Raw genomic sequence first — 17,081 nt, forward strand, 5'->3', positions numbered from 1 at the left:
CAGATTCTTTTTCGTCTTTGGGGGTGGCCGGAACTACTGCGCGACCTGGGTGATCTCGAACGGCACCGGCTGCTGGGCAGCGTGGGGGTGCTGGTCGCCCGAGTAGACCTTCAGCTTCGAGAGCACCTGACGGCCCAGGGTGTTCTTGGGGATCATGCCCTTGATGGCCTTCTCGACGGCCTTCTCGGGGTTCTTGTCCAGCAGCTCGTCGTAACGAACCGAACGCAGACCGCCCGGGTAACCGGAGTGGCGGTACGCCATCTTCTGGGTCTTCTTGTTGCCGGAGAGGTGCACCTTGTCCGCGTTGATGATGATGACGAAGTCACCAGCGTCGACGTGGGGGGCGTAGATCGGCTTGTGCTTGCCCCGCAGGATGTTCGCGGCAGTGGTCGCCAGACGACCCAGGACGACATCCTGGGCGTCGATGACGTACCACTGGCGAGTGATGTCGCCGGGCTTGGGGCTGTACGTACGCACTTAGCAGCCTTCTTCTTCTTCAGTGGATGGGTGCTGAAAGTGGCATCACTGAAGCGATCGTGCAGCTTGGGACGACAGTGCCGGGTTCAGCGCCCGTATGCCGCCCACTGGTAACTGCTCCAGGGAACCTGTGCTTGGCCCCTCACGTGAGAATGAGAAAGCCAATACACATAACGAACTAGCAGGATACCCGCGCTTCCCCGTACGGGTCAAAACGCGGATCTGGACACCGGCACCGCCGGATCCGCCGCACTGGGCGGCCCTGCCACTTCCAGGGTAACCGCACGTCGCCGCAGGCAACGCCGTACGAGCGTGACCCCCGGCACACAGCAGGCACACACAAGGCGCACACAAGACCGGCCCGACCCTGCGCACACCCTTTCCCACCGCGCGGCACCCCCTGCGCGTCGGTCTAAGATGCGCCCCATGAGCTTTGGGCAGGGGGGACCCCAGTGGGGTTCCGGGGGCAGTGGTGGTTCACAGGGACCGGACTGGGCGGCACTCGCCGAAGCGTCCGAGACACGCGCGCGGCGCCGCCGCTGGCTGATGATCGGCGGTGGCGCGCTCGCCACGGTCGCCGTCGGCTCGGCCGTCGCGTTCGCGATCGTCTCCGCCAACGGCAAGAACTCGGCCTCGAACAAGCCCGCCGACCAGCTGCCGACGACCGCTGACATCCCCAGCGACACGGCCACGGCGGACCCGACGTTCGCGGAGACCACACCCCCGCCCCCGCTCGACCCCAAGGACTTCATCTCCAGCGCCAAGAAGGACAAGGCCCCGCTCAGCGCGGACACCCTCTTCCCCGGCACCAAGCTGACCGTCAGCGACCGCGTCTACAAGAAGGGCGCGACCGCCAGCACGAAGAGCTGCGCCTCGGCCACCCAGGGCGCGCTCGGCGGCGTCCTGACGGGCAACGACTGCACGCGCCTGATCCGCGCCACCTACGCGAAGGACGGCGTCGCGGTCACCGTCGGTGTCGCCGTCTTCGACACGGAGGCCCAGGCCACCAAGGCCAAGAACCAGTACACCAAGGGCACCGTGACCTCCCTGTCCGGCTCGGGCGTCCCCGCGTTCTGCCGTACGACGATCTGCCGCTCGACCACCAACTCGTACGGCCGCTACGCGTACTTCACGACCGCCGGGTTCACCAGCGGCGGCCGGGACGTCACCACCAAGGACCGCGCGGTCTTCACCACGGGTGACGACCTCGCCGAGTTCACGTTCCGTCAGATCACCCGGCGCGGCGAGGCGCAGGCCTCCGCTGCGGCCGAGGCGCCCCAGTAGGGGCTCAGCAGCACCCCGGCTCCGAGAAGGGCGCCCCGGGCAGCGTCCGCTTGTTCCTGGCTTCCTTGCTGCGCGCCGCGAGCAACTCGTCGGCCGGGTAACCGACTTCCTCCAGTGTCAGGCCGTGCGGCCGCACGACGTGCACCGCCGAGTCCCGTACGCCGGCGGCCAGGACCTTCGCGGGCCAGTCCGGCGTCCGGTGCCCGTCACCGACGAACAGCATCGCGCCGACCAGCGAGCGCACCATGTTGTGGCAGAACGCGTCGGCCCGGACGGTCGCTTCGAGGATCCCGTCGGGCGACCGCTCCCACCGCAGCTCCTGGAGCGTACGGATCGTCGTCGCGCCCTCGCGCCGCTTGCAGTACGCGGCGAAATCGTGCTCCCCGAGCAGCTTCTCCGCGGCGGCGTTCATCGCGTCGAGGTCCAACTCCCAGTCGTGCCACAGCACATGACTGCGCAACAGCGGATCAACACCGCCCGGGTTGTCGGTCACCCGGTACACGTACCGACGCCACACGGCGGCGAACCGCGCGTTGAACCCGCTCGGCGCCTGGGCCACCTTCCACACCCGCACATCGTGCGGCAGCCGCCCCGCGAGCCGGCGCAGGAGCTTGTCCTGGTGCTCGGCCCAGACCTCCTCCGGCAGATCGACATGCGCGACCTGCCCACGCGCGTGCACCCCGGCGTCGGTCCGCCCGGCCACGGTCAGCTCGTACGTCTGCGCGGACCGGGTCACGGTCTTCAGCGCGTCCTCGATCTCGCCCTGCACGGTCCGCCGGCCGCTGGCCTGCTTCGCCCACCCGGAGAAGTCCTTGCCGTCGTACGACAGATCAAGCCGCACCCGCACGAACCCGGGCTCTACCTCGTCACTCACACACAGATCCTCTCAGGCAAAGGCAATACGAAAGCGGGCCCGCCCCGAAGGGCGGACCCGCTCACATCAAGGCAGAGCCTCAGGCGTCCTTGGACTCCTCAGCGGCCTCGACCGCTGCGGCGTCCTCGACGACCTCGGCGGCCGGAGCGGCAGCCTCGGCGTCCTTGGCGGCACGCTTGGTGGCGGCCTCGGCCTCACCGGTGGCCTGCTGCGCAACAGTCAGCGCCTCGACCAGCTCGATGACAGCCATGGGCGCGTTGTCGCCACGGCGGTTACCGATCTTGGTGATACGGGTGTAACCACCCGGACGGTTCTCGTAGCGCGGGGCGATCTCCGTGAAGAGCGTGTGGATGACGCTCTTGTCGGTGATGACCTGGAGCACCTGACGGCGGTTGTGAAGGTCGCCCTTCTTCGCCTTGGTGACCAGACGCTCCGCGTACGGACGCAGACGACGGGCCTTGGCCTCGGTCGTCGTGATCTTGCCGTGCTCGAAGAGCGACTTCGCGAGGTTCGCGAGAAGCAGCTTCTCGTGCGCGGCACTGCCGCCCAGACGGGCACCCTTGGCGGGACGCGGCATGGTGTTTCTCCTAGATGTCTGCCCCGGCCGTATCAGGTACCAGGGTCAGTGTCCGAGCGGGCGGATGCCCGTCGGAGACCCGCGCCCCGTAAGGGGCGCGGGAGGGGTCAATCTGCGACTCCGTCGCGTGGGCGCGACCAGCCGAAGCTGACCGCCGCCGAAATCCGGCGTCCTCGCGGAGCGCCTAGTACTGCTCGGTCTCGACGAAGCCAGCGTCCGCGTCGTCGTCGGCGCCGAAGGCGTCGGCGGCGGCGGTCGGGTCGAAGCCGGGAGGCGAGTCCTTGAGCGCAAGACCCATGCCGGCCAGCTTCGCCTTGACCTCGTCGATCGACTTCGCACCGAAGTTGCGGATGTCGAGCAGGTCCGCCTCGGAGCGGGCGACGAGCTCACCCACGGAGTGGATGCCCTCGCGCTTGAGGCAGTTGTACGACCGAACGGTGAGCTCGAGCTCCTCGATCGGCAGCGCCAGATCGGCGGCCAGGGCGGCGTCCGTGGGGGACGGGCCCATGTCGATGCCCTCGGCGTCGATGTTCAGCTCGCGGGCGAGACCGAACAGCTCGACCAGGGTCTTACCGGCCGACGCCATGGCGTCACGCGGACGCATGGCCTGCTTCGTCTCGACGTCGACGATCAGCTTGTCGAAGTCGGTGCGCTGCTCGACACGGGTCGCCTCGACCTTGTACGTGACCTTCAGGACCGGCGAGTAGATCGAGTCGACCGGGATGCGCCCGATCTCCTGACCGACCTGCTTGTTCTGAACGGCGGAGACGTAGCCGCGACCGCGCTCGACGGTCAGCTCCATCTCCAGCTTGCCCTTGCCGTTGAGCGTGGCGAGGACGAGGTCGGGGTTGTGCACCTCGACACCGGCCGGGGGCGCGATGTCGGCGGCGGTGACCAGACCCGGGCCCTGCTTGCGCAGGTACATCACGACCGGCTCGTCGTGCTCCGAGGAGACGACCAGCTGCTTGATGTTCAGGATGAGGTCGGTGACGTCTTCCTTGACGCCCGGCACGGTGGTGAACTCGTGCAGGACACCGTCGATACGGATGCTGGTGACAGCAGCGCCGGGGATCGACGACAGGAGGGTGCGGCGAAGCGAGTTGCCGAGGGTGTAACCGAAGCCCGGCTCCAGCGGCTCGATGACGAACCGGGAGCGGAACTCGTCGACGACCTCTTCGGTCAGCGACGGGCGCTGAGCAATAAGCATGAAGGAATCCTTCAGACAGGGGCACCCACTATTTGATGCCCTGATGCCACCGGGTGGTGGCCCGGTGTTGATGCAGTAACAAGGGTACGGGCGATACGGCCCTTAAGAGCCGTACCGCCCGAAAACCTCAGACCAAGCAGTCGTACGTCAGGTCAGACGCGGCGACGCTTGGGCGGACGGCAGCCGTTGTGCGGGGTCGGCGTGACGTCCTGGATCGAACCGACCTCGAGGCCCGTGGCCTGGAGGGAGCGGATCGCGGTCTCGCGGCCGGAGCCCGGACCCTTGACGAAGACGTCAACCTTGCGCATGCCGTGCTCCTGGGCGCGACGCGCGGCCGACTCGGCGGCCATCTGCGCGGCGAACGGAGTGGACTTGCGCGAGCCCTTGAAGCCGACGTGGCCGGCGGAGGCCCACGAGATCACGTTGCCGGTCGGGTCCGTGATGGACACGATCGTGTTGTTGAACGTGCTCTTGATGTGAGCGTGCCCGTGGGCAACGTTCTTCTTTTCCTTGCGGCGCACCTTCTTGGCAGCGCCCTGACGACCCTTGGGGGGCATCTATTACTCCTACGGGAGGTGGTCGGTCCTGCAGCGACAGCTGTCGATAGACCGCTGAGCGAGGACTACTTCTTGCCCGGCTTCTTCTTACCGGCGATGGCGCGACGCGGGCCCTTGCGGGTACGAGCGTTCGTGCTGGTGCGCTGACCGCGGACGGGCAGGCCACGACGGTGGCGAAGACCCTGGTAGCAGCCGATCTCGACCTTGCGGCGGATGTCGGCCTGGATCTCGCGACGGAGGTCACCCTCGGTCTGGATGTTCGCGTCCACGTACTCGCGGATCTTGATCAGGTCCTCTTCGGACAGATCACGAACGCGGGTGTTGCGGTCCACACCGGTGGCGTCCAGCGTCTGCTGGGACAGCGTGCGGCCAATGCCGAACACGTAGGTGAGGGCAACCTCTACGCGCTTGTCGCGCGGGAGGTCAACGCCTTCAAGGCGTGCCATTCAAGGCTCCTGTTGATTCTCGGAGGTCTTCAGCAGAACCGTTCCCAGGTGCCGTACGAGGTACATCCTGGGTCCCCGGCCTCCGACCGGGGGTGTCGCCCTCCATTACCAATGGATCTGAAGAGGGACGGGTCCTGCATGTGTGCTTACTTGCGTCGCGCGAAACTCTGCGAACTGCAGTAGTGCGTCAGCCCTGGCGCTGCTTGTGGCGCGGGTTGTCGCAGATAACCATGACCCGGCCGTGACGGCGGATCACCCTGCACTTGTCGCAGATCTTCTTGACGCTCGGCTTGACCTTCATTGGGTGAGGTTCTCCGGGTCAGTGCCACCACCCCGCGCGAGGCGGGGTGCGGGCAAGATCTACTTGTACCGGTAGACGATCCGGCCACGCGTCAGGTCGTACGGAGACAGCTCCACCACGACCCGGTCGTCAGGGAGGATACGGATGTAGTGCATACGCATCTTGCCGCTGATGTGAGCCAGGACCTGGTGGCCGTTCTGGAGCTCCACCTTGAACATGGCGTTCGGGAGAGACTCGACGACAGTGCCTTCGATCTCGATGGCACCTTGCTTCTTGGCCACGCTTTGCCCTTCGAATCGACTACCTTGATCGACTCAGCACGTACATGCAGGCATGCGTGTGCACGAGAGCCGACGAGTCAGTCTACGTCAGGGCCCCCGGAAAGACGAATCGGGGAAGTTTGCCCCACACCCAAGATCATTATGCAAGGGGATCCGGAGCAGCGGTGACACCGTCCGGAGCAGCGGCCGTCATCAGGCCAGAGGGTCGGGCGCAGCGGTGACACCGAGCTCGGCCAGCTTCGCCTTGCCGCCGTCGGGCGCCGTGAGGACCAGCGGGCCCTGTTCGGTCAGCGCGATGGAGTGCTCCCAGTGCGAGGACCAGGTGCCGTCCGTGGTGATGACCGTCCAGTCGTCCTCGAGGACCTCGGTGCGCGGGGTGCCGAGGGAGACCATCGGCTCGATCGCGAGGCAGAAGCCGGGCACGAGCTTGGGGCCCTTGCCGCGGCGGCGCTCGACGTAGTTCAGGAGGTGCGGGTCCATGTGCATCTCGGTGCCGATGCCGTGGCCGCCGTAGTCCTCGACGATGCCGTACTTGCCGCCGCCCGGCTTCGGCTGGCGGCGGATGTAGGACTCGATGGCACGGGAGATGTCGACGAGCCGGTTGCCGTTCTTCATCGCGGCGATGCCGGCCCACATCGACTCCTCGGTGACCCGCGAGAGCTCGACCAGCTCCGGAGCGTGACCGGTCCCGACGAACGCGGTGTACGCGGCGTCGCCGTGCCAGCCGTCGATGATCGCGCCGCAGTCGATGGAGATGATGTCGCCGTCCTTGAGGACGGTCTTCTCGTCCGGGATGCCGTGGACGACGACCTCGTTGACCGAGGTGCAGATGGTCGCGGGGAATCCCCCGTAGCCGAGGAAGTTCGACTTGGCCCCGTGCTCGTCGAGCACCTTGCGCGCGACCTCGTCCAGGTCCCGGGTGGTGGCACCGGGCACCGCGGCCTCACGCGTCGCCGCGTGGATCGCGGCGACGACCAGCCCCGCCTCACGCATCTTGGCGATCTGCTCGGGGGTCTTGATCTGCACCATGGGGGCCTGCGCTCTCCGTCTTCCGTACTACGGGTTTACCTACACAACACTACGGCCGCGGCACCCTGTACGGGCACCGCGGCCGGAGCAGCGTAACAACGACTTACTTGTCGCGCTTGAGGGCCTCCATGGCCCGCGCGGTCACCTCGTCGACCTTGCCGAGCGCCGAGATCGTCCGCACCAGGCCCTGGGCCCGGTAGTAGTCGATGATCGGCTCGGTCTGCGTGTGGTAGACCTCGAGCCGCTTACGAACGGTGTCCTCGCTGTCGTCCTCGCGCTGGTACAACTCGCCGCCGCAGACGTCACAGACGCCTTCCTGCTTCGGCTGCTTGTACGACACGTGGAAGACGTGCGCGGAGTCCTTGCGGCAGATGCGGCGGCCGGCGATGCGCTTGACCACCTCGTCCTCGGGGACCTCGAGGTCCAGGACCGCGTCGAGCTTCACTTCGTCCGCCTTGAGGGCGACGTCGAGCGCCTCGGCCTGCGAGACGTTGCGAGGGAAGCCGTCGAGCAGGAAGCCGTTCACGGCGTCCGGCTGCTCCATGCGGTCCTTGGCCATCCCAATGGTGACTTCGTCGGGAACCAGGTTGCCGGCGTCCATGAACGCCTTTGCCTGCTTGCCCAGTTCCGTGCCCTGGCTGATGTTGGCACGGAAGAGGTCGCCCGTTGAGATGTGCGGAATCGACAGGTTCTTGGCAAGGAACGCGGCCTGCGTTCCCTTGCCCGCACCGGGCGGCCCGACGAGGACGATACGCATCAGCGGAGGAACCCTTCGTAATTGCGCTGCTGAAGCTGGCTCTCGATCTGCTTCACCGTTTCCAGACCGACACCCACGATGATGAGGATGCTGGTCCCACCGAACGGGAAGTTCTGGCTTGCCCCGAAGCCAACCAACGCCATCGTTGGTACGAGAGCGATCAGACCCAGATACAGCGAACCCGGCCACGTGATCCGGTTGAGTACGTAGCTCAGGTACTCAGCGGTCGGCCGGCCGGCCCGGATGCCCGGGATGAAGCCACCATACTTCTTCATGTTGTCCGCGACTTCCTCGGGGTTGAACGAGATCGCCACGTAGAAGAACGCGAAGAAAACGATCAGGAGGAAGTACGAAACGATGTAATAGGGGTGATTTCCCTTGGTCAGATGGTCGTTGATCCAGGTCTTCCACCCGGAATTGCCTCCCGCGAACTGCGCGACGAGGGCCGGGATGTAGAGCAGCGACGAGGCGAAGATGACAGGGATCACACCCGCCTGATTGACCTTCAGCGGGATGTAGGTGGACGTACCGCCGTAAGACCGGCGACCGATCATGCGCTTCGCATATTGGACAGGAATGCGGCGCTGCGCCTGCTCGACGAACACCACCAGGCCGACCATCACGAGGCCCACCAGGATCACGGCGCCGAACTCGATCCAGCCGCCGGCGAGGTCACCGGTCGTCTTGATGGTCCACAGGGCGCTCGGGAACGTGGCGGCGATCGAGATGAACATCAGGATCGACATGCCGTTGCCGATGCCGCGGTCGGTGATGAGCTCACCGAGCCACATGACGATGGCGGTACCGGCGGTCATCGTGATGACCATCGTGATCGTCACGAAGATCGACTGGTCCGGGACGATCTGGTTCGCGACGGGGCAGCCCTGGAAGAGGGCGCCGCTGCGAGCGGTCGCGACGAGGCCGGTGCCCTGGAGGATGGCGAGCGCCACGGTCAGGTAACGGGTGTACTGCGTGATCTTCGCCGTACCCGCCTGACCCTCCTTCTTCAGGGCCTCGAGCCGCGGGATCACGACAGTGAGCAGCTGAAGGATGATGCTCGCGGTGATGTACGGCATGATGCCGAGCGCGAAGATCGTGATCTGCAGGAGCGCGCCACCACTGAACATGTTGACGAGACCGAACAGCCCCTGCGTGCCTTTGTTCGCGTCCACGCATGTCTGGACGTTCGAGTAGCTGACTCCCGGGATCGGTACATGCGTACCCATCCGGTAGATCACGATGATGCCGAGCGTGAAGAGCAGCTTCTTGCGCAGGTCGGGCGTCTTGAACGCCCGGGCGAACGCGGTGAGCACGGTGCCTCCTGCGACCCCCGCGCACGTGCGTCAGAGGTGACGGTCTTGAGGTTCGATGAGTGAAGGAATGCGTAAACAGTCAAGCACCGGGTGAAGATCCGTCAGACTCGTCGCCTTCAGGACACACCGCCCGGCCCGGGGCGTCAGCCCCAGACGGATACAGCACAGTGCAGGCCACCATACCGGCGACCATGCCCCCCTTGGAACGACCAACCGGGGATGCCCCAAATATGGGGCATCCCCGGTTGGGAATCGCTCATGTCATCGAGACGTCTGAAAAGGTCAGACGAGCTCGGTGACGGTACCGCCGGCGGCGGTGATCTTCTCCTTGGCGGAGTTGGAGACGGCGTCAACCGTCACCTGCAGCGCCACGGTGAGCTCACCCTGGCCGAGGACCTTGACGAGGCTGTTCTTGCGAACGGCACCCTTGGCGACGAGACCCTCAACGGTGACCTCGCCACCCTCCGGGTACAGCGCGCTCAGCTTGTCGAGGTTCACGACCTGGAACTCGGTCTTGAACGGGTTCTTGAAGCCCTTGAGCTTCGGGAGACGCATGTGGAGGGGCATCTGGCCACCCTCGAAGCGCTCCGGAACCTGGTAACGGGCCTTCGTGCCCTTGGTACCACGACCGGCCGTCTTACCCTTGGACGCCTCACCGCGACCCACACGGGTCTTCGCGGTCTTGGCGCCCGGGGCGGGACGGAGGTTGTGGATCTTGAGCGGGTTGTTCTCCGCCATGATCAGTCGACCTCCTCGACCGTCACGAGGTGCCGCACGGTGTTAGCCATGCCGCGGAACTCGGGACGATCCTCCTTGACGACCACGTCGTTCAGGCGCTTGAGCCCGAGCGAACGCAGGGTGTCGCGGTGGTTCTGCTTGCTGCCGATGTACGACTTCGTCTGCGTGATCTTGAGGCGAGCCATTACGCACCCGCTCCCGCACGTGCACGAAGCAGAGCCGCGGGGGCGACGTCCTCGAGGGGCAGACCACGGCGAGCCGCGATCTCCTCGGGACGCTGCAGGCCCTTGAGGGCCGCCACGGTCGCGTGCACGATGTTGATCGCGTTCGACGAGCCGAGAGACTTCGACAGGATGTCGTGAACGCCGGCGCACTCGAGCACGGCGCGCACCGGGCCACCGGCGATAACGCCGGTACCGGGAGCAGCCGGCTTGAGCAGGACGACGCCCGCAGCCTTCTCGCCCGTGATCGGGTGCGGGATGGTGCCCTGGATACGGGGGACCTTGAAGAAGTGCTTCTTGGCCTCCTCAACACCCTTGGCGATGGCGGCCGGCACCTCCTTGGCCTTGCCGTAACCGACGCCTACCGTGCCATCGCCATCGCCCACTACGACGAGCGCAGTGAAGCTGAAGCGACGGCCACCCTTGACAACCTTGGCGACACGGTTGATCGCGACAACGCGCTCAACGTATGCGGTCTTCTCGGCGGCAGCAGCGCCACCGTCGCGACCCTTCCGGTCCCGCCGCTCGCCGCCACCGGCACCGCTTCCGCGGCGCTGGGGTCCAGCCATTGGAATTACCTCTCTTCGTTTTCCGCTAGCTACGGAACCGGATCAGAACTTCAGACCGGCTTCGCGGGCGGCGTCCGCCAGAGCGGCGATGCGCCCGGCGTACTGGTTACCACCACGGTCGAACACGACAGCCTCGACGCCCGCGGCCTTGGCACGCTCGGCGACCAGGGCGCCGACCTTGCCGGCCTGCGCGGACTTGTCGGCCTCGACACCACGGATCGAGGTGTCCAGGGTCGACGCCGACGCGAGGGTGTGACCCTTAACGTCGTCGATGACCTGGGCCACGATGTGGCGGTTCGAACGCGTCACGACCAGGCGCGGACGCTCGGCCGTACCCGAAACATGCTTACGGATACGAATGTGACGGCGCTTGATGGCAGCACGCTTGTAAGCGTCGCCCTTAGCAATCTTGACACCGTATGCCATGGCTTACTTACCCGCCTTTCCGACCTTGCGGCGGATGACTTCGCCTTCGTACTTGACGCCCTTGGCCTTGTACGGGTCGGGCTTGCGCAGCTTGCGGATGTTGGCCGCAACCTCGCCGACCTTCTGCTTGTCGATGCCCTCGACCGAGAACTTGGTCGGCGACTCGACCTTGAAGGAGATGCCCTCGGGCGCCTCGATCACGATCGAGTGGCTGTAGCCGAGCGAGAACTCCAGGTTGGAGCCCTTCGCCAGGACGCGGTAACCGACACCGCTGATCTCGAGCTTCTTCACGTAACCCTGGGTCACGCCGGTGATCATGTTGGCCACCAGCGTGCGGGACAGGCCGTGCAGAGCCTTGTTCTGACGCTCATCATTGGGACGGGCGACGTTCAGCACGCCGTCCTCGTCCTTCGTGATGACGATCGGAGCGACGATCGTGTGGCTGAGGGAACCCTTGGGGCCCTTAACCGAGACCGTACGACCGTCGATGGTGACGTCCACGCCGGCGGGAACCGTGATGGGGAGCTTGCCAATACGCGACATTAGCTATTCCTCCGTTCCCGACTACCAGACGTAGGCGAGGACTTCCCCACCTACGCCCTTCTTGCCTGCCTGCTGGCCGGTCAGGAGACCGTGCGACGTGGAGATGATCGCCACGCCGAGGCCGCCGAGGACCTTGGGCAGGTTGGTGGACTTCGCGTAAACCCGGAGACCGGGCTTGGAGATCCGCTTGATGCCCGCAATGGAGCGCTCACGGTTCGGGCCGAACTTGAGCTCGAGGACGAGGTTCTTGCCAACCTCGGCGTCCTCGGTCTTCCAGCCCGTGATGAAGCCCTCCTGCTGGAGGATCTCCGCGATGTGAGACTTGATCTTGCTGTGCGGCATTGCCACGGTGTCGTGGTACGCCGAGTTCGCGTTACGCAGACGAGTCAGCATGTCCGCGATCGGATCAGTCATGGTCATGAATTGGCCTTCGGCCTCTCTCGCCGGGGTTTCCTGTATGCGCCATCCCTCTCCCCACACAGAGGCGGGACGGGTGCGGTGCGGGGACCTACGGCGTAGTAAGTCGGTATGGGCGGCGGGCGCCCAACCCCACAAGCCTACGGCATGTGAAGGGGGGCTCCCGCCGTCCAAATACTTACCGAGAGCGTCCGGTAATTCCCAAGTCCCTAAGGACAGAAGGGGATTACCAGGAGCTCTTGGTCACGCCCGGCAGCTCGCCACGGTGAGCCATCTCACGAAGGCACACGCGGCACAGGCCGAACTTGCGGTACACGGAGTGCGGGCGGCCGCAGCGCTGGCAGCGGGTGTAGCCACGCACACCGAACTTCGGCTTACGAGCAGCCTTGGCAATAAGAGCCTTCTTCGCCATCTCGGTTACGCCTCCTTGAAGGGGAAGCCGAGGTGACGAAGGAGCGCGCGGCCCTCAGCGTCGTTGGTCGCCGTGGTGACCACGGTGATGTCCATACCCCGGACGCGGTCGATCTTGTCCTGGTCGATCTCGTGGAACATGACCTGCTCCGTGAGACCGAAGGTGTAGTTGCCACGGCCGTCGAACTGCTTGGGAGACAGACCACGGAAGTCGCGGATGCGCGGAAGCGCGAGCGACAGGGTGCGGTCCAGGAACTCCCACATGCGGTCGCCACGGAGCGTGACGTGGGCACCGATCGGCTGACCCTCACGCAGCTTGAACTGCGCGATGGACTTGCGGGCCTTGGTGATGGCCGGCTTCTGACCGGTGATCGTGGTCAGGTCACGGACGGCACCGTCCATGAGCTTGGAGTCACGGGCGGCGTCGCCGACACCCATGTTGACCACAATCTTGACGAGGCCCGGGGTCTGCATGACGTTCTCGTACGAGAACTCTTCCTGCAGCTTGCCCGCGATCTCCTCGCGGTACTTCGTCTTGAGACGCGGAGTCGTGGTGGTAGCCATCAGATGTCCTCACCCGTCCGCTTGGCAACGCGAACCTTGTTGCCCTCGTCGTCGAAGCGGTAACCGACACGCGTGACGACCTTGTTGCCGTCCTTCTCCACCACGAGCTGAACGTTGCTCACGTGGACAGGGGCCTCGGTCGTGACGATGCCACCGGCCTGCGAACCGCTGGCGGTGGGGCCGGCCTTGGTGTGCTTCTTGACCCGGTTGACACCCTCGACCAGGACGCGGTCCTCGCGGGGGAAGGCCGCGATGACCTTGCCCTGCTTGCCCTTGTCCTTACCGGTGATGACCTGTACCAGGTCGCCCTTCTTGATCTTCATGCTTACAGCACCTCCGGCGCGAGCGAGATGATCTTCATGAACTTCTTCTCGCGCAGCTCACGGCCCACCGGGCCGAAGATACGGGTGCCGCGAGGGTCGCCGTCGTTCTTCAGAATGACGGCGGCGTTCTCGTCGAAGCGGATGTACGAGCCGTCCGGACGGCGGCGCTCCTTGACGGTGCGAACGATGACCGCCTTGACGACGTCACCCTTCTTCACGTTGCCGCCGGGGATCGCGTCCTTGACGGTGGCGACGATGACGTCACCGATGCCCGCGTAGCGGCGACCCGAGCCACCGAGAACACGGATGGTGAGAATTTCCTTCGCACCCGTGTTGTCGGCGACGCGCAGTCGCGACTCCTGCTGGATCACGTCTATCTCCTGATTGTCTGCCGGTTCCCCCGGGGCAGTTCAGTGAACTGCCCCGGGAGCCTGGCGGAACGAACTCTGAGGGATACCCCTCAGAGAATTACTTGGCCTTCTCGAGGATCTCGACGATGCGCCAGCGCTTGGTCGCCGACAGCGGACGCGTCTCCATGATGAGGACGCGGTCGCCGACGCCGGCAGCGTTCTGCTCGTCGTGCGCCTTGAGCTTGTTCGTACGGCGGATGACCTTGCCGTACAGCGCGTGCTTGACGCGGTCCTCGACAGCGACGACGACGGTCTTGTCCATCTTGTCGCTGACGACCAGACCCTCACGGGTCTTGCGGAAGCCGCGGGCGGCAGTCTCTTCAGTCACGTTGCTCTCGCTCATCAGGCGTTCTCCACCGTCTCGATGCCCAGCTCGCGCTCACGCATGAGGGTGTAGATCCGCGCGATGTCCTTGCGGACGGCCTTCAGCCGACCGTGGTTCTCGAGCTGACCGGTCGCCGCCTGGAAACGGAGGTTGAACAGCTCTTCCTTGGCCTCGCGGAGCTTGTTGAGGAGCTCCTCGTTGCCCAGTTCGCGCAGCTCGGACGCCTTGGTACCGGCCGACATCACGACTCACCTGCCTCGCGCCGAACAATCCGGCACTTCATCGGAAGCTTGTGAGCAGCGCGGGTAAGCGCCTCACGCGCAATCTTCTCGTTCGGGTAGGACAGCTCGAACATCACCCGACCCGGGTGAACGTTCGCGACCCACCACTCGGGGGAACCCTTACCGGAACCCATGCGGGTCTCGGCGGGCTTCTTCGTGAGGGGGCGGTCCGGATAAATGTTGATCCAGACCTTGCCGCCACGCTTGATGTGGCGGGTCATCGCGATACGAGCCGCCTCGATCTGGCGGTTCGTCACGTACGCCGGCGTGAGGGCCTGAATGCCGTACTCGCCGAACGCAACCGTCGTACCACCCTTGGCCTGACCGCGGCGCTTGGGGTGGTGCTGCTTGCGGTGCTTGACCCTACGGGGGATCAGCATTTCGGTCAGGCCTCCGTTCCGGTGCTCTCAGCCGGAGCGGCAGCGGCGGGCGCGTCAGCCTTGGGGGCCTCGGCGGCCGGAGCCGACTGCTGCTGCGGCTTGCGGCCGCGGCCGCCACGCTCGCCACCACGGCCACCGCCGCGGGCCGGGCGGTCGTTGCCGCCGCCACGGGCCGGGCGGTTACCCGCACGGGCCGCAGCGTTCTCGGCGCGGACCTCAGCGATGTTCTTGACGTCGCCCTTGTAGATCCAGACCTTCACACCGATACGGCCGAAGGTCGTCTTGGCCTCGAAGAAGCCGTAGTCGACGTTCGCGCGGAGCGTGTGCAGGGGCACACGGCCCTCGCGGTAGAACTCCGAGCGGGACATCTCGGCGCCGCCGAGACGGCCACCACACTGGATCTTGATGCCCTTGGCGCCGGCCTTCATCGCCGTCTGCATGCTCTTACGCATGGCGCGACGGAAGGAGACGCGGGAGGACAGCTGCTCTGCAACGGCCTGAGCAACCAGCTGAGCGTCGGTCTCGGGGTTCTTGACCTCGAGGATGTTCAGCTGGACCTGCTTGCCCGTGAGCTTCTCGAGGTCACCGCGGATGCGGTCGGCCTCGGCGCCACGGCGGCCGATGACGATGCCCGGACGAGCGGTGTGGATGTCCACACGCACGCGGTCACGGGTGCGCTCGATCTCAACCTTCGAGATACCGGCGCGCTCCATGCCGGAGGTCATCATGCGACGGATGGCTACGTCTTCCTTGACGTAGTCCTTGTACAGCTTGTCGGCGTACCAACGGGACTTGAAGTCCGTGGTGATACCGAGCCGGAACCCGTGCGGGTTTACCTTCTGGCCCATTACCGGGTTCCTTCCTTGCTGCTGACGACCACGGTGATGTGGCTGGTCCGCTTACGGATCCGGTAGGCACGGCCCTGAGCACGCGGACGGAACCGCTTCAGGGTCGGGCCCTCATCCACGTACGCCTCGCTGATGACCAGCGAATTGGCGTCGGTGTGGTCGTAGTTGTGTGCAGCGTTGGCAATGGCGCTGTCCAGCACCTTGCCAACCGGCACGCTCGCGGCCTGCGGGGCGAAACGCAGGACCGCCTGAGCCTCCGTGGCATCCATGCCACGGATGAGGTCCACCACTCGGCGGGCCTTCATGGGCGTGACGCGGATGTACCGCGCCTGGGCCCTGGCTTCCATGGTTGTCCCTTCAGTGTTCGTCATAGTCGATTCCACCCCGCCTTAGCGGCGCTTCGACTTCCGGTCGTCCTTGACGTGACCCCGGAAGGTGCGCGTCGGCGAGAACTCGCCGAGCTTGTGGCCGACCATCGACTCGGTGACGAACACCGGGATGTGGATCTTGCCATTGTGCACCGCGATGGTGTGACCCAGCATGCTGGGGATGATCATCGAGCGACGGGACCAGGTCTTGATGACGTTCTTGGTGCCGGCTTCGTTCTGTACGTCCACCTTCTTTACGAGGTGGTCGTCGACGAAGGGCCCCTTCTTGAGACTGCGCGGCATCTAAACCCGCTCCTAGCGCTTCTTGTTCGTCTTGCGGCGGCGGACGATGTACTTGTTCGAAGCCTTCTTCGGCGAACGAGTACGACCCTCCTTCTGACCCCACGGGGAGACCGGGTGGCGACCACCGGAGGTCTTGCCCTCACCACCACCGTGCGGGTGGTCAACCGGGTTCATCGCCACACCGCGAACGGTCGGACGAACGCCGAGCCAGCGCTTGCGGCCGGCCTTGCCCCAGTTGATGTTCGACTGCTCGGCGTTGCCGACCTCGCCGATGGTGGCGCGGCAGCGAACGTCGACCAGGCGAATCTCGCCGGACGGCATGCGCAGGTGGGCCATCTGGCCCTCCTTCGCCAGCAGCTGCACGGAGGCACCTGCGGAGCGGGCGAACTTGGCACCGCCACCGGGACGGAGCTCGATCGCGTGGATCGTGGTACCGACCGGGATGTTGCGGAGCGCCAGGTTGTTGCCCGGCTTGATGTCGGCCCCAGGACCGTTCTCGATGCGGTCGCCCTGCGACAGGCCACGCGGAGCGACGATGTAACGCTTCTCGCCGTCGGCGTAGTGCAGCAGCGCGATGCGCGCGGTGCGGTTGGGGTCGTACTCGATGTGCGCGACCTTCGCCGGCACGCCGTCCTTGTCGTGACGACGGAAGTCGATCACTCGGTAGGCGCGCTTGTGTCCGCCACCCTGGTGGCGAACGGTCACACGACCGGCGTTGTTACGGCCGCCCTTGCTGTGCAGCGGGCGGACCAGCGACTTCTCCGGCGTGGACCGCGTGACCTCGACGAAGTCGGCGACGGAGGAGCCACGGCGGCCCGGCGTCGTCGGCTTGTACTTGCGGATTCCCATTT

At 65.6% G+C, this 17,081-nt stretch carries 29 protein-coding genes; 1 reads left to right on the plus strand and 28 read right to left on the minus strand.

Annotated elements, in window-relative coordinates; translation table 11 throughout:
• Positions 1-33: 33 nt before the first annotated feature.
• Positions 34-477 (minus strand): 50S ribosomal protein L13, encoded by a 444-nt coding sequence (gene rplM, locus OG698_RS20865; protein WP_100594865.1) that lies wholly within the window; start codon positions 475-477, stop codon positions 34-36.
• A 426-nt stretch (positions 478-903) separates the two neighbouring features.
• On the opposite strand from rplM, the gene OG698_RS20870 reads away from it, so the two are divergent.
• Entirely contained in the window at positions 904-1,761 is an 858-nt protein-coding gene (locus OG698_RS20870; protein ID WP_159032494.1) for a hypothetical protein, read from the plus strand.
• A gap of 4 nt (positions 1,762-1,765) precedes the next feature.
• Here the strand turns inward: OG698_RS20870 and truA are convergent, their stop codons facing one another.
• From truA to rplB, 27 genes are all read right to left on the minus strand, one after another.
• Complete coding sequence (gene truA, locus OG698_RS20875; RefSeq protein WP_406104643.1) at positions 1,766-2,635, minus strand: tRNA pseudouridine(38-40) synthase TruA; 870 nt, start codon at positions 2,633-2,635, stop codon at positions 1,766-1,768.
• Between the two features lie 79 nt (positions 2,636-2,714).
• On the minus strand, positions 2,715-3,212 hold the full coding sequence (gene rplQ, locus OG698_RS20880; protein ID WP_399971094.1) for a 50S ribosomal protein L17: 498 nt from the start codon (positions 3,210-3,212) through the stop codon (positions 2,715-2,717).
• A gap of 184 nt (positions 3,213-3,396) precedes the next feature.
• Positions 3,397-4,419 (minus strand): DNA-directed RNA polymerase subunit alpha, encoded by a 1,023-nt coding sequence (locus tag OG698_RS20885; RefSeq protein ID WP_003966937.1) that lies wholly within the window; start codon positions 4,417-4,419, stop codon positions 3,397-3,399.
• 152 nt (positions 4,420-4,571) lie between these two features.
• Positions 4,572-4,976 carry a 30S ribosomal protein S11 gene (gene rpsK / locus OG698_RS20890; RefSeq protein ID WP_003948617.1) on the minus strand — a complete coding sequence of 135 codons (405 nt, stop codon included), beginning with the start codon at positions 4,974-4,976 and terminating at the stop codon, positions 4,572-4,574.
• A gap of 65 nt (positions 4,977-5,041) precedes the next feature.
• Positions 5,042-5,422 (minus strand): 30S ribosomal protein S13, encoded by a 381-nt coding sequence (gene rpsM / locus OG698_RS20895; protein WP_116511038.1) that lies wholly within the window; start codon positions 5,420-5,422, stop codon positions 5,042-5,044.
• Between the two features lie 187 nt (positions 5,423-5,609).
• The gene (rpmJ, locus tag OG698_RS20900; protein ID WP_003974245.1) at positions 5,610-5,723 is read right to left on the minus strand and encodes a 50S ribosomal protein L36; all 114 of its coding nucleotides are present in this window, start codon (positions 5,721-5,723) and stop codon (positions 5,610-5,612) included.
• Between the two features lie 59 nt (positions 5,724-5,782).
• Entirely contained in the window at positions 5,783-6,004 is a 222-nt protein-coding gene (gene infA / locus OG698_RS20905) for a translation initiation factor IF-1 (protein WP_003948620.1), read from the minus strand.
• 192 nt (positions 6,005-6,196) lie between these two features.
• A complete protein-coding gene (gene map / locus OG698_RS20910; RefSeq protein WP_326774517.1) occupies positions 6,197-7,033 on the minus strand; it encodes a type I methionyl aminopeptidase in 837 nt (278 codons plus the stop codon).
• Between the two features lie 103 nt (positions 7,034-7,136).
• On the minus strand, positions 7,137-7,790 hold the full coding sequence (locus tag OG698_RS20915) for an adenylate kinase (protein WP_383087307.1): 654 nt from the start codon (positions 7,788-7,790) through the stop codon (positions 7,137-7,139).
• The gene (gene secY, locus OG698_RS20920; protein ID WP_100594873.1) at positions 7,790-9,103 is read right to left on the minus strand and encodes a preprotein translocase subunit SecY; all 1,314 of its coding nucleotides are present in this window, start codon (positions 9,101-9,103) and stop codon (positions 7,790-7,792) included. Before secY ends, OG698_RS20915 begins: the two co-directional genes overlap by 1 nt.
• Positions 9,104-9,385: 282 nt before the next feature.
• Positions 9,386-9,841, minus strand: a complete 456-nt coding sequence (gene rplO / locus OG698_RS20925) for a 50S ribosomal protein L15 (RefSeq protein WP_100594874.1) — start codon at positions 9,839-9,841, stop codon at positions 9,386-9,388.
• 2 nt (positions 9,842-9,843) lie between these two features.
• The gene (gene rpmD / locus OG698_RS20930) at positions 9,844-10,026 is read right to left on the minus strand and encodes a 50S ribosomal protein L30 (protein WP_041985698.1); all 183 of its coding nucleotides are present in this window, start codon (positions 10,024-10,026) and stop codon (positions 9,844-9,846) included.
• Positions 10,026-10,631 carry a 30S ribosomal protein S5 gene (gene rpsE / locus OG698_RS20935; protein ID WP_326774519.1) on the minus strand — a complete coding sequence of 202 codons (606 nt, stop codon included), beginning with the start codon at positions 10,629-10,631 and terminating at the stop codon, positions 10,026-10,028. Before rpsE ends, rpmD begins: the two co-directional genes overlap by 1 nt.
• Positions 10,632-10,673: 42 nt before the next feature.
• Complete coding sequence (rplR, locus tag OG698_RS20940; RefSeq protein WP_100594876.1) at positions 10,674-11,057, minus strand: 50S ribosomal protein L18; 384 nt, start codon at positions 11,055-11,057, stop codon at positions 10,674-10,676.
• A 3-nt stretch (positions 11,058-11,060) separates the two neighbouring features.
• Positions 11,061-11,600, minus strand: coding sequence for a 50S ribosomal protein L6 (gene rplF, locus OG698_RS20945; protein WP_100594877.1), 540 nt, complete (start codon positions 11,598-11,600; stop codon positions 11,061-11,063).
• Between the two features lie 21 nt (positions 11,601-11,621).
• Positions 11,622-12,020, minus strand: a complete 399-nt coding sequence (gene rpsH, locus OG698_RS20950; RefSeq protein WP_030221010.1) for a 30S ribosomal protein S8 — start codon at positions 12,018-12,020, stop codon at positions 11,622-11,624.
• Between the two features lie 223 nt (positions 12,021-12,243).
• A complete protein-coding gene (locus tag OG698_RS20955; protein ID WP_003948630.1) occupies positions 12,244-12,429 on the minus strand; it encodes a type Z 30S ribosomal protein S14 in 186 nt (61 codons plus the stop codon).
• Positions 12,430-12,434: 5 nt separating this feature from the next.
• Complete coding sequence (gene rplE / locus OG698_RS20960) at positions 12,435-12,992, minus strand: 50S ribosomal protein L5 (RefSeq protein ID WP_100594878.1); 558 nt, start codon at positions 12,990-12,992, stop codon at positions 12,435-12,437.
• Positions 12,992-13,315: a 50S ribosomal protein L24 gene (rplX, locus tag OG698_RS20965; protein WP_100594879.1), complete on the minus strand. Its 324-nt coding sequence runs from the start codon at positions 13,313-13,315 to the stop codon at positions 12,992-12,994. Before rplX ends, rplE begins: the two co-directional genes overlap by 1 nt.
• A gap of 2 nt (positions 13,316-13,317) precedes the next feature.
• Positions 13,318-13,686: a 50S ribosomal protein L14 gene (gene rplN / locus OG698_RS20970; protein ID WP_003974257.1), complete on the minus strand. Its 369-nt coding sequence runs from the start codon at positions 13,684-13,686 to the stop codon at positions 13,318-13,320.
• Positions 13,687-13,783: 97 nt separating this feature from the next.
• Complete coding sequence (gene rpsQ, locus OG698_RS20975) at positions 13,784-14,068, minus strand: 30S ribosomal protein S17 (RefSeq protein WP_100594880.1); 285 nt, start codon at positions 14,066-14,068, stop codon at positions 13,784-13,786.
• On the minus strand, positions 14,068-14,292 hold the full coding sequence (gene rpmC, locus OG698_RS20980; protein WP_059079052.1) for a 50S ribosomal protein L29: 225 nt from the start codon (positions 14,290-14,292) through the stop codon (positions 14,068-14,070). Before rpmC ends, rpsQ begins: the two co-directional genes overlap by 1 nt.
• Positions 14,292-14,711: a 50S ribosomal protein L16 gene (gene rplP, locus OG698_RS20985; RefSeq protein WP_030782563.1), complete on the minus strand. Its 420-nt coding sequence runs from the start codon at positions 14,709-14,711 to the stop codon at positions 14,292-14,294. The genes rpmC and rplP overlap by 1 nt, the downstream gene beginning before the upstream one ends.
• 5 nt (positions 14,712-14,716) lie before the next feature.
• Entirely contained in the window at positions 14,717-15,559 is an 843-nt protein-coding gene (gene rpsC, locus OG698_RS20990; RefSeq protein WP_116511058.1) for a 30S ribosomal protein S3, read from the minus strand.
• Positions 15,559-15,906 (minus strand): 50S ribosomal protein L22, encoded by a 348-nt coding sequence (rplV, locus tag OG698_RS20995; RefSeq protein WP_026249422.1) that lies wholly within the window; start codon positions 15,904-15,906, stop codon positions 15,559-15,561. The genes rpsC and rplV overlap by 1 nt, the downstream gene beginning before the upstream one ends.
• Positions 15,907-15,948: 42 nt before the next feature.
• A complete protein-coding gene (rpsS, locus tag OG698_RS21000) occupies positions 15,949-16,230 on the minus strand; it encodes a 30S ribosomal protein S19 (protein WP_100594882.1) in 282 nt (93 codons plus the stop codon).
• Between the two features lie 12 nt (positions 16,231-16,242).
• Complete coding sequence (gene rplB / locus OG698_RS21005; RefSeq protein WP_266561187.1) at positions 16,243-17,079, minus strand: 50S ribosomal protein L2; 837 nt, start codon at positions 17,077-17,079, stop codon at positions 16,243-16,245.
• Positions 17,080-17,081: the final 2 nt, after the last annotated feature.

Origin of the sequence: Streptomyces sp. NBC_01003 (assembly GCF_045162695.1) — a bacterium.
Taxonomy (GTDB): Bacteria; Actinomycetota; Actinomycetes; order Streptomycetales; family Streptomycetaceae; genus Streptomyces.

Bases quoted from the DNA above. Each gene is read 5' to 3' on its own strand.
- OG698_RS20870 (WP_159032494.1), top strand. From the start codon at position 904: ATGAGCTTTGGGCAGGGGGGACCCCAGTGGGGTTCCGGGGGCAGTGGT.
- rplQ (WP_399971094.1), bottom strand. From the start codon at position 3,212: ATGCCGCGTCCCGCCAAGGGTGCCCGTCTGGGCGGCAGTGCCGCGCAC.
- OG698_RS20885 (WP_003966937.1), bottom strand. From the start codon at position 4,419: ATGCTTATTGCTCAGCGCCCGTCGCTGACCGAAGAGGTCGTCGACGAG.
- rpsK (WP_003948617.1), bottom strand. From the start codon at position 4,976: ATGCCCCCCAAGGGTCGTCAGGGCGCTGCCAAGAAGGTGCGCCGCAAG.
- rpsM (WP_116511038.1), bottom strand. From the start codon at position 5,422: ATGGCACGCCTTGAAGGCGTTGACCTCCCGCGCGACAAGCGCGTAGAG.
- rpmJ (WP_003974245.1), bottom strand. From the start codon at position 5,723: ATGAAGGTCAAGCCGAGCGTCAAGAAGATCTGCGACAAGTGCAGGGTG.
- map (WP_326774517.1), bottom strand. From the start codon at position 7,033: ATGGTGCAGATCAAGACCCCCGAGCAGATCGCCAAGATGCGTGAGGCG.
- OG698_RS20915 (WP_383087307.1), bottom strand. From the start codon at position 7,790: ATGCGTATCGTCCTCGTCGGGCCGCCCGGTGCGGGCAAGGGAACGCAG.
- rplO (WP_100594874.1), bottom strand. From the start codon at position 9,841: ATGGCGGAGAACAACCCGCTCAAGATCCACAACCTCCGTCCCGCCCCG.
- rpmD (WP_041985698.1), bottom strand. From the start codon at position 10,026: ATGGCTCGCCTCAAGATCACGCAGACGAAGTCGTACATCGGCAGCAAG.
- rpsE (WP_326774519.1), bottom strand. From the start codon at position 10,631: ATGGCTGGACCCCAGCGCCGCGGAAGCGGTGCCGGTGGCGGCGAGCGG.
- rplR (WP_100594876.1), bottom strand. From the start codon at position 11,057: ATGGCATACGGTGTCAAGATTGCTAAGGGCGACGCTTACAAGCGTGCT.
- rplF (WP_100594877.1), bottom strand. From the start codon at position 11,600: ATGTCGCGTATTGGCAAGCTCCCCATCACGGTTCCCGCCGGCGTGGAC.
- rpsH (WP_030221010.1), bottom strand. From the start codon at position 12,020: ATGACCATGACTGATCCGATCGCGGACATGCTGACTCGTCTGCGTAAC.
- OG698_RS20955 (WP_003948630.1), bottom strand. From the start codon at position 12,429: ATGGCGAAGAAGGCTCTTATTGCCAAGGCTGCTCGTAAGCCGAAGTTC.
- rplE (WP_100594878.1), bottom strand. From the start codon at position 12,992: ATGGCTACCACCACGACTCCGCGTCTCAAGACGAAGTACCGCGAGGAG.
- rplX (WP_100594879.1), bottom strand. From the start codon at position 13,315: ATGAAGATCAAGAAGGGCGACCTGGTACAGGTCATCACCGGTAAGGAC.
- rpsQ (WP_100594880.1), bottom strand. From the start codon at position 14,068: ATGAGCGAGAGCAACGTGACTGAAGAGACTGCCGCCCGCGGCTTCCGC.
- rpmC (WP_059079052.1), bottom strand. From the start codon at position 14,292: ATGTCGGCCGGTACCAAGGCGTCCGAGCTGCGCGAACTGGGCAACGAG.
- rplP (WP_030782563.1), bottom strand. From the start codon at position 14,711: ATGCTGATCCCCCGTAGGGTCAAGCACCGCAAGCAGCACCACCCCAAG.
- rpsC (WP_116511058.1), bottom strand. From the start codon at position 15,559: ATGGGCCAGAAGGTAAACCCGCACGGGTTCCGGCTCGGTATCACCACG.
- rplV (WP_026249422.1), bottom strand. From the start codon at position 15,906: ATGGAAGCCAGGGCCCAGGCGCGGTACATCCGCGTCACGCCCATGAAG.
- rpsS (WP_100594882.1), bottom strand. From the start codon at position 16,230: ATGCCGCGCAGTCTCAAGAAGGGGCCCTTCGTCGACGACCACCTCGTA.
- rplB (WP_266561187.1), bottom strand. From the start codon at position 17,079: ATGGGAATCCGCAAGTACAAGCCGACGACGCCGGGCCGCCGTGGCTCC.